The organism is Paenibacillus sophorae (assembly GCF_018966525.1).
GTDB lineage: Bacteria > Bacillota > Bacilli > Paenibacillales > Paenibacillaceae > Paenibacillus_AQ > Paenibacillus_AQ sophorae.
This window is the reverse complement of the sequence record NZ_CP076607.1, coordinates 4,191,707-4,206,467: the sequence shown is the minus strand read 5'-3', so window position 1 is coordinate 4,206,467 and position 14,761 is coordinate 4,191,707. Positions and strand designations below refer to the sequence as shown.

Here is a 14,761-nt window from a genome sequence, read left to right as displayed (position 1 = left end):
AGGCGAAGGGTATCAATACAGAGTTTATTATCGGTCTTGCGGGTCAAGCTGTATATCTCGTGCTGGAGGTTAGCGCACCTATGCTGATTCTGGGTCTGGTCGTCGGGCTGATTATTAGTATTTTTCAAGCGACGACTCAGATTCAAGAGCAAACGCTGGCCTTTGTCCCTAAAATCGTCGCTGTGCTGCTGGCATTGCTTCTGTTCGGCCCGTGGATCATAACAAAGCTTGTCGACTTTACCACCCGAATTTTGGGTAATCTCCACATGTATATCGGATGAATACGATGATAGATTCCATTTTACGTAGTTTTCCTGTCTTTTTGCTTATTTTTTGTCGAATTACGGCCTTTTTTGTTATCGTGCCTGTCTTTTCTTCCCGAAGCGTACCGATGACTTTCAAAATCGGAATTTCTTTCTTTCTATCACTTGTCGTATTTAGCGCCAAAGGAAACGGCGTTACGGTTCCGGAAGATCTCGGTATAATTCTACTGATCATCAGAGAATCTCTCATCGGGCTGCTGCTCGGGTTCATAGGTTATCTGATGTTTATGACCATTCAAACTGCGGGTTCGTTTATCGACATCCAGATTGGTTTCGGAATTGCGAATGTCATCGACCCGATGACCGGGGCGTCGTCGCCGATACTCGGCAACTTCAAATATATGATTGCCCTGCTGTTGTTTTTAGGGATGAATGGCCATCATTATTTGCTTGATGCCATTGTAAACAGTTATAACTGGGTTCCCCTGAATAATGAGATCCTTCTTAAAATGATGGACGGAAGTCTGGCCGAGTTTCTTCTCCGTTCGTTCGCTCAGTCGTTTATGCTTGCTTTTCAAATGTCTGCGCCGCTGGTGACCGCGCTGTTTATGACGGATATCGGGCTAGCTTTTTTGGCAAGAACTGCGCCATCGTACAATGTTTTCGTTATCGGCGTGCCGCTGAAAATCATTGTCGGCCTGGTGCTGCTGTTCATTCTGATGCCTGCTTTAGCCGTGCTTTTTCAAAGCCTTTTCAATATCATGTTCGAATCCATGCGCAATTTGCTGAGCACAATGGGGAACAGTCCGTAAGATGAAAGTAGGAGGGCCCTGACATGGCATATCGATATCAACTCGACCTCCAGCTCTTCGGCGGAGAAAAAACGGAAAGGGCGACTCCGAGGAAGCGTCAGGACGCCCGCAGAAAAGGCCAAGTTGCCAAAAGCGCCGAGCTTTCGGGTGCATTGGTACTGTTGTCCGGGGTGCTGAGTCTGATGATATTTGGCGGATTTATGAAGGAACGGTTTACAGCGTTGTATACTGACGTCTTTATGAACCGTCTCATGATGGAGGTCACTAAAGCTAATGTGCTGCAGCTGATGAACGAATACGGAGTACAGATTCTGATTCTGCTGGGACCGATGCTGGGCATAACCTTCATCTTGGCATTGATCTCCAGTGTGGCACAGGTTGGCTTTATGGTTACCGGAGAGGGTGTCACCCCGAAGTTCAGTAAGATCAATCCGATTAAAGGCTTCAGAAACATTTTTTCCATGCGATCGCTTGTTGAAATGCTGAAATCAATCTTTAAGCTGCTGGTAATCGCATATCTGGTATTCAACACATTATGGGGGCAAAAAGACAACTTTTCGTCCCTGTCGCATGTTAGTGCGGAAGATGTTTTTCGCTTTACTGCGAAGATGACTCTGAATCTCGGAATCAAAATCGGGGCAGCTCTGCTTATTATGGCTGTGCTCGATTATATGTACCAGCGGTACGAGCATGAAAAGAGTCTAAGAATGTCCAAACAGGAAATTAAGGATGAATTCAAAAAAATGGAAGGCGATCCGCTGATTAAAGGGAAAATCAGGGAGCGGCAGCGCCGGATGGCGATGCAGCGGATGATGCAAGAGGTTCCGGGCGCCGATGTCATCATTACGAACCCGACCCATTTTGCGGTTGCTCTGAAATATGACGGATCTAAGATGGAGGCGCCACAAATCGTGGCTAAAGGTCAGGATTATGTCGCTCTTCGGATTAGGTCGATTGCCAAGGAGCATGGCGTCATGACGATGGAAAACAAACCGCTTGCACGGGCGCTCTTCCAAAGGGCGGAAATTGGGGATTCGGTCCCTGCCGATCTGTTCCAGGCGGTAGCCGAAGTGCTCGCTTATGTATATAAGTTGAAGGGCAGAGCCAGATAATTTCAGGGAGGTAAGAAACATTGAAAGCTAGGGATTTAACGGTACTAATCGGTATAATCGGAATCGTGCTTATGATGATTCTGCCTATTCCCTCTGGACTGCTTGACATTCTGCTGGTCATTAATATTTCGATCGCGTTGACGATTATCCTAGTGGCGATGAATACAAAAGAGCCTCTTCAGTTCTCCATCTTTCCATCGCTGCTGCTGATTACGACCTTGTTCCGCCTGGCGCTGAACATCTCCACAACCAAGCTGATCTTATCCGAAGGCGATGCCGGTTCGGTTGTGGCGACGTTCGGCGGCTGGATTGCGCGCGGTCAGGTTGCGATCGGTTTCATCGTATTCCTGATTCTGGTTGTTGTGCAGTTCATCGTTATCACCAAAGGCTCTGAACGCGTAGCCGAGGTAGGGGCAAGATTTACACTCGACGCCATGCCCGGTAAGCAGATGAGTATCGATGCCGATTTGAATGCTGGCATGATCAACGAGCAGCAAGCGCGTGAGCGCCGGCGTAATGTCGAGCGCGAAGCGGATTTCTATGGAGCTATGGACGGGGCGAGCAAATTTGTTAAGGGAGATGCGATAGCCAGCATTATTATCCTGCTGATCAATTTGATCGGCGGCTTCATCATCGGGATCGCCGTTCATGGGATGCCTTTCCAAGACGCGCTCTCGACCTACTCCGTTCTGACGATCGGTGATGGACTGGTTAGCCAAATACCTGCTCTGCTCATTTCGACCGCAGCCGGCCTGATCGTTACCCGGGCTTCTTCGGATGGCAATCTAGCGGAAGATTTGACAGGGCAGTTGCTGTCTTATCCGAAGCTTCTGTACATCGTTGCTGTTACGGTCGCCTTTTTAGGATTATTTACACCTATTCATGCGATAACAACCCTTCCTTTAGCAGGACTTATGGCCTATGCTGCTTACCGGATGACGCAGAACTTGAGCCGCAAGGCCATCGCCGAAGAGCAGCTCGTCGAAGAAAAACAGATCGAGGAGGTGCGCAGTCCGGAGAGCGTGATCAGCCTGCTGAATGTCGATCCGATCGAATTCGAGTTCGGCTATGGCTTGATTCCGCTAGCGGATACCCAGCAGGGGGGCGATTTGCTCGATCGGATCATCATGATTCGGAGGCAGTGCGCGCTTGAAATGGGACTTGTTGTCCCCGTTATCCGAATTCGCGACAATATTCAACTAAAACCGAATGAATATGTCATCAAAATTAAAGGAAATCAGGTCGGCGGCGGTGAATTACTACTTAATCACTATCTGGCAATGAGTCCTGGGTATGATGACGAATCGATTACCGGGATCGAGACGATCGAACCATCGTTCGGATTGCCTGCGTTGTGGATCGATGAATCGGTCAAGGAACGGGCCGAGCTGGCCGGCTATACGGTGGTCGATCCGCCGTCCGTGGTTGCTACCCATCTTACCGAACTGATCAAACGGCATGGACATGAGCTGATTGGGCGGCAGGAAACGAAAATGCTGATCGACAATATTCGCGAAAATTATCCTGTGCTGGTTGATGAATTGATACCGTCTGTACTCACCGTTGGGGATCTGCAGAAAGTGTTGGCTAAGCTGCTGCGCGAGAAGATATCGATCCGGGACTTGGTTACTATTTTTGAAACGCTGGCAGACTACGGCACCTATACTAAAGATCCAGATGTACTGACGGAATATGTGAGGCAATCGCTGTCGCGGCAGATTACTCAGCAATTCTCCCAGTCCGGAGAAACTCTGAAGGTAATCACGGTAGGACCAACGCTTGAGAAAAAAATTGCCGAAAGCGTCCAGCAATCGGAGCATGGCAGCTACCTTGCGCTCGATCCCGTGTCAACCCAAACGGTATATCAGCGTCTTATGGAGCAAATTAACCGTCTATTGCAATCGGGACAGCAGCCCATTGTATTGACTTCGCCAAACATCCGCATGTATCTGCGGCAGGTCATAGAGCGGACGATGCAGGATATCCCGGTGCTGTCCTATAGCGAGTTAGAGCCTAGTATTGAAATTCAAAGCGTTGGAGTGGTGAATCTATGAGAGTGAAGCGTTACGTTGTCGATACGATGCCGGACGCCATGCATTCCATTCGCAGCGAGCTTGGAAGTGACGCCGTCATCCTGAGCACGAAGGAAATCAGAACCGGTGGTTTCATGGGGATGTTCAGAAAAAAGAAAATCGAAGTGGTCGCCGCGGTTGAGAATGAACAGAAGCAAGCAGCTTCCGAAAAGAGGGAGCTGCCGCTACAATCCGTCCCCCGGGCAGGTGTTCCCAAGGCCTACCGGGAGGCCTATGCCTCGGCTTCGGGCAATGCCGCCGCAAGCGGGTCGGAGCCTTCGCGGAGTTTCGCCGAGATTGCTGCGGCGCTCGAAGGTGCCGCTAAGAAGCAAGGGGCCGTCGCCGTGCTGGAAGAGAAGGCGGTGCCGGAAATTCCCAAGGAAGCTTTCGCGAGTTCCCGTCTAGAGCTGACCGTTCCCGTAATGCAGCCTCCTGCGGCTCCGCCGCTGCCTTCAGATCAAAAGGATCGTCCGGCTGATGACAGCGTTCTTAATGAGATTAGAGAGATGAAGCAGTGGATCGAGCGAATCGCCCGGCAGTCCTCGGACTCGAGAGAACTTCCGGAAGGGCTGGAACGGCTGCGGGTGCGGTTGATCGAGCAGGAAATGGACAGCGCACTGGTAGAAGAGTGGATCGCTGATGTGCTGGATGCTTGGAATATGGACGGGAGACTATGGCCGGAAGAGAAGTTTGAGGAAGCTCTAAGAGTGCAGGTGGCGGGATTTCTTGCTGATAGAATAGGAGGAGGAATTGCTCCTGATACGCGGCTATTGTATGTCGCAGGTCCTACTGGGGTAGGGAAGACGACGACCTTGGCCAAGCTTGCGGCCGACCAGCTCTTCCGGCATGGCCGCAAGGTCGGGATGATCACATCCGATACGTACCGGATATCTGCGGTGGAACAACTTCGGACCTATGCTTCTATTCTGAATGTGCCCCTTGAGGTTGTTCAGTCGCCGGGCGATTTGCAGCGGGCCTTATCCAGACTGGAGGGCTGTGATCTCGTATTAATGGACACGGCTGGAAGAAACTACCGCAATGAAATGCTCGTTGCCGAACTGCAGAGTCTGCTGTCACCGGCAATGAAGAGCGAGACATACTTGGTGCTCAGCCTGACGTCGAAGAGCAGGGATATGAAGCTGATTACCGAGCATTTCAGTAAATACAAGCTGGATAAAGTCATTTTGACGAAACTGGACGAAACCGGAAGCTACGGTCCTATGTTCAATCTGCTTAACGATTACCCGCTCATGCTGTCATATATGACCAATGGTCAGATTGTGCCTGATGATCTTCTTATACCATCCGGAGAAATGGTGTGCAATCTGCTGCTCGGAACGGGAGAACAATGATGGATCAGGCTCAATCGTTGAGACAGCTTGTCGCCGGACAAAATAGAAAGCTTAGCGACAGAGGAACAGACACCGCACGAATAATCACTGTATGCAGCGGAAAAGGCGGAGTCGGCAAGTCGAATTTCACTCTTAACTTTGCGCTTGCACTCAAGAGTATGGGGAAAAGAGTACTTCTGTTCGACGCCGATATCGGCATGGCCAACCTGGATGTTCTGATGGGTGTCTCGGCGAAATACAATCTTTACCATTTGCTTAGCAGAGAAGCCGGCATTGAGCAGATTATTCAAACGGGCCCTAACCGCCTGCCTTTTATTGCCGGTGGATCGGGCATGGAAGAGCTCTTCTCGCTTTCGGAAAGCGATTTGAACTACTTTACATCCCAAATTGCCACAATTGCCGATGAGATGGACTATATTCTATTTGATACGGGTGCGGGGCTTTCCAAGGAAACGATGAAATTCATCGCTTCAGCCGACGATTGCCTCGTTGTTACCACTCCGGAGCCAACTGCAATTACTGATGCCTACGCATTGATGAAGGTGGTTCACACAAGTCATCCGAGCATCACGTTCAATCTGATTGTTAATCAGGCATCCGATATTAAGGAAGCGAATGCAACAAGTGACAAAATTCGAATGACCGCCCAGCGTTTTCTGCAGCTGGATATTCCGTTCCTCGGCTTTATTAGCAGCGACAGCCATGTGGTTCAAGCCGTCAAGCGTCAGATTCCTTTCACATTGGCTTATCCCAACAGTGCCGCTGCGAAGGATATTCACAGACTGACGCTCCGATATTTGTCATTCGACCGTTCTCTAGCTTCGGCTGAATTGCATGGAATTAAGGGGTTTATCAGCAAGTGGCTTCGCCGTATATAAGAAATGTTCTGAATTTAAGGACAGAGGTGGAAATGATATGAAGCCATATAAAGTTTTGGTTGTGGATGATTCGGCATTTATGCGCAAAATCATTTCCGATTTAATTGAAAAGGACGCCGACTTCCAAGTAACGGCAACGGCGGTCAACGGACGGCAAGCGGTTGACAAGGTGAAGGAACTTCAGCCCGATCTTGTCACCATGGACGTGGAGATGCCTGAAATGAACGGCCTGGAAGCGTTGAAGCTGATAATGCTTGACCATCCGCTTCCTGTCATAATGTTGTCCGGCATTAATGAAGAAGGAATGAAAGAGACAATCCTTGCGCTGGAAGGCGGGGCCTTCGACTTCATTCGCAAGCCCTCGGTCTCCAGCTCCCATGATATCAACAGTGTCGGGGAATCGCTGAGGGAGCAGATGAAAGAAGCCATGCTTGCTCGCGAACGCCGGGAAGCACGGTCTGCGTCGGCGCTTCTAAGCACCGAAGGTCCACCCGCATTGCAGCCGCCCGAACCTGCTTCTTCCGCGCCGCCCTTCAAGCTGGCGGATAAGCCGGACGAAGGCGCAGCGGAACAAATGCCTAGCCGGGAAATGAAGGATATCAAAGCGCCGATCATACGGCCGCCCTCACCGGATACCGGGAAACCCGCCCAAAGCAAGCGTGCAGACAAGCCTCCGCTTCCTCGCTCTGAGAGAACAAAAAGCGTCCCTCCTAGAGCGAAGCCGGAAGTCGGACGAATCAAGACTTTGTCCCAGCAGAATTCGGATGTCCCTTCTGATCTTGCATCGCCGAAGCCGCCGATAGCCGGAGCGGCACCCGGTATTCCCACAGTGGCCGGAAGGGATCGCAAAATCGGCGCGAAAGGGCTGGAGAAGCTCGTGGCCGTCGGTTGTTCAACAGGAGGACCGCGAGCGCTGAAGGCTTTGCTTGAGAATATTCCGGCTGATTTTCCCGCACCGATTGTCATTGTGCAGCATATGCCTCCTAATTTCACCAAGTCGCTCGCCCAGCGGCTGAATACCTTCAGCCCTCTGGATGTCATGGAAGCCGAGCAGGGAATGATTCTGCGGAAGGGAGCGGCTTATATAGCTCCGGGGGGATACCACATGAAAGTGATGGAAACCGCAGGAGGGCAGTATGCAGTGAATCTCTCAAAGGAGGAAGCCCGGAACGGCCATCGTCCTTCAGTGGATACGCTGTTCGAGTCTCTGCTGCCACTGAAAGCTTTGGAGCGCCATGCGGTTATTATGACTGGAATGGGGAGCGATGGCGCCAGGATGATGAAATCACTATATGAGGCGGGAATCACATCAACCTTTGCCGAGAGCGAAGAGACCTGCGTCGTTTATGGGATGCCGCGTTCCGCGGTTGAGCTCCAGTGTGTCAGTTATATTTTACCGTTGCAAGACATTGCTCCAAGACTGGTCCAAGTCGTTAAATAACGCAAAGCGAACGTGAAGGGTAGGTGTCTGGACATGGACATGAATCAGTATTTATCCATGTTTATTGATGAGTCGAATGATCATCTGCAGTCTTTGAACGAAAATATGATGGGCCTGGAGGCCAATCCGGACGATCTCAGCATTGTGCAGGTGATCTTCCGCTCCGCACATACCTTAAAAGGCATGGCGGCGACAATGGGATTTGAAGATCTGGCTTCACTGACTCACCAGATGGAGAATGTGCTTGACCTGGTGCGGAACGGCAAGCTGGTTATGCAGGATTTTATTTTTGACACTTTATTTAAGAGTCTTGATGCGCTTGAAGCCATGGTTCAGGACATTACTGCCGGTGGAGAGGGTAAAGCCGACGTATCTTCCATTGTGGCCTCTCTTCAGGCAATTGTACGCGGCGAAGTGCCGATCGCTCAGGGAGAAGGAGCCGCGCCGGCAGCCGCTGCACCCAAGGAAGCGGAAACGCCGGCTCTTCTCGATGAATTCCAACTATCGGTTCTTGAACAATCGATTCAGGAAGGACATCAGGTGCTGTTCATTGAAGTATCGATTCGTAAGGACTGTCAGCTCCGCGCGGTGAGGGCTTATATGGTCTTTGAACTGCTGGAGCGCTTCGGTGAAGTCGTGAAATCCTTTCCTTCGGTTCAGGATATCGAGCAGGAAAAGTTTGATTACAACTTTTCGCTCTATTATATTTCTCAGAAGACCGCCGAGGAAATGCAGACTTTGATCATGGGAGTATCCGAGATCGATAATGTGACGTCGGTGGCACTTGATGTGGAAACGCTGAGTCAGCTCGTAAAGCCTGAAGTCGCAGCCACTGCTGAAGAGGCCCCCCCAGCTCCCGCGCGGGAGAACATTCCTCCGGCTACCCAAACGCCGGCTGCCGCCCCCCAAAAAGAAGAAGCCAAGAAGGCTCCTGCTAAGAGCTCCGGCGCTCCTTCACGCACCATCCGGGTTGATATCGACCGTCTGGATGTTCTTATGAACCTGCTCAGCGAGCTTCTGATCGACCGGGTGCGGCTGGAGCAGCATGCTTCGGATATCCAGAGCGGGGAATTGACCGAGACGGTTGAGCACATGAGCCGAGTGAGTGCCGACCTGCAGAACATAGTCATGAAGCTGCGGATGGTACCAGTGGATACGGTGTTCAATCGTTTTCCCCGTATGGTTCGCGATCTTGCCAAGTCGCTCGACAAAAAGGTGGACCTTATCATTTCAGGTGCCGAAACCGAGCTCGACCGGACCGTCGTTGACGAAATCGGCGATCCGCTCGTTCACCTTTTGCGCAACGCGCTCGACCATGGAGTCGAATCGGTAACTGACCGGATCGCCGCCGGCAAACCGGAGACCGGCTCCATTCATTTGCGGGCATTCCATAGCGGCAACCACGTCTTTATAGAAATTCAGGATGACGGCGCCGGCATCTCCCGGGATAAGGTGCTGAAATCCGCAATTAATAAAGGAATCGTCACTGCGGAGCAAGCGGCGGCGATGAGCGACAATGAGGCCCATCAGCTGTTGTTCGCCGCCGGCTTCAGTACAGCCGAGGTTATTTCCGATATTTCGGGCCGCGGGGTCGGATTGGATGTCGTGAAAGCCAAGATCTCTTCGCTTGGAGGCAACGTCACCATCTATTCCACTCCGGGCAAAGGTACCACTTTCTCTGTTCAGCTACCGCTTACGTTGTCCATTATCGCCGCCATGCTGGTCCGGATAGGCTCGGAAAAATACGCGATTCCGCTCTCTTCCATTGTGGAGACAGGCATCGTGAAGCGTTCACAGATCCGCAGCGTCCATGGTGCCAAGATGGTGGAATTCCGGGGTTCCCATATCCCAATCGTATCGCTAAGCGCCATCTTTAATGTGCCCGACTATGACGAGAGCGGCGAAGAAGAGACGGAAATAGTTGTCATCCGCAAAAGTGACAAGCTTGTTGCGCTCACGGTGCAGGATTTCATTGGTCAGAACGAAATTGTCATTAAGAATTTAGGCAAGTACTTGCCGAGTATCCAGGGAATATCGGGAGGCACAATTCTTGGCGACGGACAAGTTGCGCTTATTATTGATGCCAACGCTTTTATCAAATAAAAGAAACCATTTAGGGAGGTACTTTCCATGGCAGAAGATATTAAAGTCATTGTCTTTAAATTAGCTACCGAGGAATATGGCATCGAAGTGGATAAAGTTCAAACAATCGAGCGTTTGATGCCGATTACGCGCGTGCCGAAGACGTACACCTTTATCAAAGGAGTCATCAATCTGCGTGGCGTCGTTATCCCCGTTATCGATCTTCGAGGAAGATTCGGTCTGGAAGAAGCAGAGCATACCGATCAGACTCGTATCATTATCGTTGTTGTCAACGAGATGGAGGTCGGCTTTATTGTGGATTCGGCCAATGATGTGATCGATTTGAACAGGGAATCCATCGATACACCTCCGGAAGTGGTAGGGGGCATCAAAGCCAAGTACTTGGATGGTGTGGCCAAAATAGGAGAGGACCGTCTGCTCATTATGCTTAATTTGTCAGAAGTCCTCAACAAGAGTGAAATCGTGCAACTGGAAAGTTTCGAGGGCTGATGCCGTGGAACTGTTCAAATATCAGAAAGATCTAAAAATGGATGTGCTCAAGGAAGTCGGGAATATCGGAGCTGGGAACGCCGCCACCGCTTTGTCCCAATTGCTGAACAAACCAATTGATATGGCGGTTCCCAAAGTACAATTGCTTGGATTTGAGGAGATCGCTGAAAAAGTGGGCGGTGCCGAAGAGCTTGTCTTTGCGGTGTTTCTGCGCGTCGAAGGCGAGGCGCCGGGGAATTTGTTCTTTATACTTACGCCGGATGCGGCACGCAGTTTGCTGAGCCGTGTTGCGGGCATCACTGAGGTCTCGGGCGAAGAGCTGAGTGATATGGAACTCTCTGCGCTCAATGAAATCGGTAATATATTGGCGGGGTCCTACCTCTCGTCCCTGGCCGACTTTACTTCCCTTTCCATGTACCCGACGGTACCGGCTTTGGCAATGGATATGGCGGGAGCGATTTTGAGCTATGGTCTACTGCAATTCGGACAGATGGGAGACGACGCACTCCTGATCGATACAACATTTTTGGAAGGACAGAATGAGATTGAAGGCCAGTTCTTTCTTATTCCCGATCCTGAATCGTTTCCTAAAATTTTTAAATCTCTGGGAGTGCCGTTTGAATGATTGAGGAGCAAAGCGTTATAAAGGTGGGAATGGCTGATCTGAACGTAGGCAGTCACGATAATGTAATCCGCACCACAGGTCTAGGCTCATGCGTCGGACTTACGCTTTACGATCCCGAGAAAAAATTGGGGGGAATGGCTCATGTCATGCTGCCATCATCGGAGATCGCCCGTGAAGGGAAGCTTAACATTGCCAAATTCGCAGATACGGCAATTCCCGAGCTTTTATCCCGTTTGTTGAATCTCGGTGCGATCCGCAACCGGATTGTCGCCAAGATGGCCGGCGGCTCCCAAATGTTCGCTTTTGCCGGCGGAAACGACACAATGAGAATCGGCCCGCGCAATGTGGAATCCTGCAAGCGAATTTTGGAGAATTTGAATATTCCTTTATTGGCGGAAGATACGGGTGGCAGTTACGGGCGAACGATCGAGATCGCCTGCAGTACCGGATTATTGTACATCCGCAGTGTGCAAAAAGGCATTAAGGAATTATAATATGATGACTAGAACTATTTTGATTAACTTGATCTGCGGGCTGGCCGGGTTTATTTTTACTTTTCTGTTTTCGCTGCGGAACAATCTGCCAATGACCAGTTTGTTTCGGGGATTGGCAGGATTTATTCTCTGGTTTTTGCTTGCCTTTTTCCTGAGATGGATATTGGGCTTTATTGTTAAGCAAACCGCAAATTCGGACAATCCGTCCTCCTCTTCAGGAGATGTTCAAGAGACTTTGGGAGCCCAAGTGGATATTTTGACTCCGGACCAGAACGAGGAATTAAAGGATTTGCTCAAACCTAAGCCTGAACGAGAGAAACAAGAAAACGGTGAATTTAAGCCGCTTCAGCCTCCCAAACTGGTCTCGATGAAGGATCCTGAAGAATTGGCCAAGGCCGTTCGTCACTTGAAAAATGAATGAGCGAGCGTAGTGGGAGACATATTGTGGATTTCAATGAACCCGGGCCCGCGGACTCGCCGACTACACTGTGGGAAGGGTGAAAGCCGTTGAACGAGCATAAAGCTTCTCATTTGGAACACCAGGCCCTCTGGGAACAGTGGAAAGAAGAAGGGAACCCGGAAGCCAAAAAAAATCTTATCGAGAAATATTTGCCCATAGTGGATTATGTTGCCGGACGTCTAGCAGTAGGTTTGCCAAAGAACGTATCGAAGGACGATCTGGCGAGCAATGGCGTAATGGGATTGATTGATGCGATTGAAAAGTTTGATTACAAAAGGGGATTGCAATTTCAAACTTATGCCTCCTGGCGTGTCCGAGGCGCAATTCTGGATTCTCTACGTCAAGGCGACTGGGTTCCACGCTCGGTCCGGGAAAAGGCGAAAAAGATTGAAGATGCATACCAGCAATTGGAACAAAAATATTTAAGATCTGTCAGCGATGAAGAAATGAGCCGCTATTTAAATGTAACCGAACAGGAGTTTCAAGGAATGCTCCAGGATGTGGCGGTGATGACGCTCTGTTCTTTAGAGGATCCAATTCGGGAAGAAGAATCAGAGACCCGTTTGTCGGTATTGGTGGACGATAAAGCCAAGAACCCTGATCATAAAGTAAATGAGTTCTATCTTCGTGAAACACTTACCAAAGGCATCGAGAAACTAACTGTGAAAGAACGGACCGTCGTGTCCCTATTATATTATGAAGATCTTTCTTTGAGCGAAATTGCTGAGGTCATGTCCTTGTCTCCTTCCCGGATATCGCAGCTGCATTCCAAGGCTATACTGCGGCTGCGGGGAACGCTTGAGAAGAATCGGGATCTCTTAATGCAAAATGATTAGCCAGGTATGGCGGCAAGGAGGCGGAAAATGGTTGTCCATTCTGCGTTGAGTGAATATTTGAGTATAAGCTTTTCGGAGGACAAGGAAATTGCGTATCTTGAATTTTATCAACGGGATGAAGGATTCGCCTGCTCGGTTGAAGAACTGGGCGTTTTTTTGCAGCGAAATAAGGTTCTCTATGGCGTACAGTGGGATATCGTTCAGCGTTTTGCAGAACATCCGGAAGAGTACATTTCCGGTAAGGTACCGATTGCTCTGGGCAAGGCACCCATAAACGGCACAGATGGACAAGTATTGCTTGGTGTTTCAATGGATGACAATGATCGCCGACCGATGGAAAAGGAAGACGGCAAGGTCGACTTTAAGGAACTGATCCGGCTGAGCAATGTCCGGAAGGGACAACTGATCGCCACGCTTGTTCTTCCTGAACCGGGGCAGCCCGGAGTGGCTGTTACCGGTGATCCGATCCCCTGCAAGGCTGGGAAGTCTGCCCACTTCAAGGTTGGTAAGAACGTCCTGCTTAATGATGATGCAACCTTAATGTATGCGGCAATTGACGGGCTGATATCCTATACCGATAAAGGGAAAATCAATGTTTTTCCCGTATACGAAGTGCAAGGCGACGTAGATTACAACACCGGGAATATCGATTTTGTCGGTACCGTCGTTATCCGAGGCAATGTACTGTCCGGGTTTACGGTGAAATCGGAAGGGGACATTCGGGTAAGCGGCGGCGTGGAAGGGGCTGAATTATTCGCAAAAGGCTCCATCGAAATCAGCGGGGGCATTATAGGTTATAACAAGGGACTAGTCAGCGCCGGAGCCAATGTGAAAGTGTCCTTTATTCAGGACGGAAATGTGACGGCGGCGGAGGATATTATTGTCTCCCAGAGCATCATGCATTCAAATATCCGCGCCGGCAGGAACGTGCTGTGCAATGGGGCTAAGGGACTTATCGTAGGTGGAACGGTGCAGGCCGGGGAAAAGGTTGTGGCGCGCACGATTGGAAATACGATGTCGACGGCAACGGCAATTGAAGTTGGAGTACTGCCCGAGCTGAGAAATGAAATCAACGACCTTCGTCAGCAGCTTCGCCTGCTCCTGGAAAACGCCGATAAAACGAAGAAGGCGCTCTATCTGCTGAGTCAGTTGGCGGCAAACGGTTCTCTGCCTCCGGACAAGGTTGCCTTGCGGATCAAGCTTAATGCTACGCAGCAGTCTCAGCAAAGAGAGGAAGCCAGCATTAAAGAACGGATTCTGGAGATTGAAAGAATGCTTGAGGATACGGACTTGGCCAGGGTTGAAGTCGTCAAGACCATTTACGGCGGCTCCAAAATCGTAATCGGCAGATATACCAGGTTTATTAAGGATACCGCAGAGCGAGTTGCGTTCTACTACTCCGCGGGCGACATTAATATGGCGCCTAACGTCTAAATCCTCTGATGAAGTTGTATAGATTCTTACGGGGAAGGGTAGGGGATTTCCGTGAACTTAAGGCCAGTTGAATTGCAAATTGCAGTACCCCGTACAACTGAGGCGAGCAAACTCCAGCAAGAACTTCAGCATCGGCCCGAGCTTGATCAGCAGGGGTTGGCGGGGCAGAACATAAAGGAATCGCGTGAACTGGCCCTCCGCAGCACGGAGGTCAGCGAGTCTTCGGAATCCGCCGTAAGGGATGACGGACACCGAGGGGGCTCCGCCGGAAACGGTCCTTCCCAGGAACAAAAGAAAGAGAAAGAGCGAAACCCGGAGCATCCTTATAAAGGGCACCGTTTCGATATCAAGCTCTAGATTTAGAAGCTCTGTAATTATAAGCTCTGTAAT

General features: G+C 50.3%; 15 protein-coding genes. All 15 read left to right on the top strand.

The window, feature by feature from the left end:
* Nucleotides 1-11: 11 nt before the first annotated feature.
* Nucleotides 12-281 (top strand): flagellar biosynthesis protein FliQ, encoded by a 270-nt coding sequence (gene fliQ, locus KP014_RS19795; protein WP_036591771.1) that lies wholly within the window; start codon nucleotides 12-14, stop codon nucleotides 279-281.
* Between the two features lie 5 nt (nucleotides 282-286).
* Nucleotides 287-1,075 carry a flagellar biosynthetic protein FliR gene (gene fliR, locus KP014_RS19790; protein ID WP_036591769.1) on the top strand — a complete coding sequence of 263 codons (789 nt, stop codon included), beginning with the start codon at nucleotides 287-289 and terminating at the stop codon, nucleotides 1,073-1,075.
* Between the two features lie 23 nt (nucleotides 1,076-1,098).
* Nucleotides 1,099-2,187: a flagellar biosynthesis protein FlhB gene (gene flhB, locus KP014_RS19785; RefSeq protein WP_036591768.1), complete on the top strand. Its 1,089-nt coding sequence runs from the start codon at nucleotides 1,099-1,101 to the stop codon at nucleotides 2,185-2,187.
* 20 nt (nucleotides 2,188-2,207) lie between these two features.
* Nucleotides 2,208-4,241 carry a flagellar biosynthesis protein FlhA gene (flhA, locus tag KP014_RS19780; protein WP_036591765.1) on the top strand — a complete coding sequence of 678 codons (2,034 nt, stop codon included), beginning with the start codon at nucleotides 2,208-2,210 and terminating at the stop codon, nucleotides 4,239-4,241.
* Nucleotides 4,238-5,611, top strand: coding sequence for a flagellar biosynthesis GTPase FlhF (gene flhF / locus KP014_RS19775; protein WP_036591763.1), 1,374 nt, complete (start codon nucleotides 4,238-4,240; stop codon nucleotides 5,609-5,611). Before flhA ends, flhF begins: the two co-directional genes overlap by 4 nt.
* Nucleotides 5,608-6,489, top strand: a complete 882-nt coding sequence (locus KP014_RS19770; RefSeq protein WP_036591761.1) for a MinD/ParA family protein — start codon at nucleotides 5,608-5,610, stop codon at nucleotides 6,487-6,489. The genes flhF and KP014_RS19770 overlap by 4 nt, the downstream gene beginning before the upstream one ends.
* Before the next feature lie 37 nt (nucleotides 6,490-6,526).
* Nucleotides 6,527-7,930: a protein-glutamate methylesterase/protein-glutamine glutaminase gene (locus KP014_RS19765; RefSeq protein ID WP_036591759.1), complete on the top strand. Its 1,404-nt coding sequence runs from the start codon at nucleotides 6,527-6,529 to the stop codon at nucleotides 7,928-7,930.
* Nucleotides 7,931-7,963: 33 nt separating this feature from the next.
* Nucleotides 7,964-10,033 carry a chemotaxis protein CheA gene (locus tag KP014_RS19760; RefSeq protein WP_090833751.1) on the top strand — a complete coding sequence of 690 codons (2,070 nt, stop codon included), beginning with the start codon at nucleotides 7,964-7,966 and terminating at the stop codon, nucleotides 10,031-10,033.
* Nucleotides 10,034-10,060: 27 nt separating this feature from the next.
* Nucleotides 10,061-10,522, top strand: a complete 462-nt coding sequence (locus tag KP014_RS19755) for a chemotaxis protein CheW (RefSeq protein ID WP_036592440.1) — start codon at nucleotides 10,061-10,063, stop codon at nucleotides 10,520-10,522.
* A gap of 37 nt (nucleotides 10,523-10,559) precedes the next feature.
* Nucleotides 10,560-11,147 (top strand): chemotaxis protein CheC, encoded by a 588-nt coding sequence (locus tag KP014_RS19750; RefSeq protein ID WP_175491778.1) that lies wholly within the window; start codon nucleotides 10,560-10,562, stop codon nucleotides 11,145-11,147.
* Nucleotides 11,144-11,641: a chemotaxis protein CheD gene (locus KP014_RS19745; protein ID WP_036592434.1), complete on the top strand. Its 498-nt coding sequence runs from the start codon at nucleotides 11,144-11,146 to the stop codon at nucleotides 11,639-11,641. The genes KP014_RS19750 and KP014_RS19745 overlap by 4 nt, the downstream gene beginning before the upstream one ends.
* A 1-nt stretch (nucleotide 11,642) precedes the next feature.
* Complete coding sequence (locus tag KP014_RS19740) at nucleotides 11,643-12,062, top strand: hypothetical protein (protein ID WP_036592433.1); 420 nt, start codon at nucleotides 11,643-11,645, stop codon at nucleotides 12,060-12,062.
* 86 nt (nucleotides 12,063-12,148) lie between these two features.
* Nucleotides 12,149-12,937 (top strand): FliA/WhiG family RNA polymerase sigma factor, encoded by a 789-nt coding sequence (locus KP014_RS19735; protein ID WP_036592431.1) that lies wholly within the window; start codon nucleotides 12,149-12,151, stop codon nucleotides 12,935-12,937.
* A gap of 27 nt (nucleotides 12,938-12,964) precedes the next feature.
* Nucleotides 12,965-14,371, top strand: coding sequence for a flagellar assembly protein A (locus KP014_RS19730; RefSeq protein ID WP_036592429.1), 1,407 nt, complete (start codon nucleotides 12,965-12,967; stop codon nucleotides 14,369-14,371).
* Between the two features lie 72 nt (nucleotides 14,372-14,443).
* Nucleotides 14,444-14,728 (top strand): hypothetical protein, encoded by a 285-nt coding sequence (locus KP014_RS19725; protein WP_246590555.1) that lies wholly within the window; start codon nucleotides 14,444-14,446, stop codon nucleotides 14,726-14,728.
* Nucleotides 14,729-14,761 lie beyond the last annotated feature (33 nt).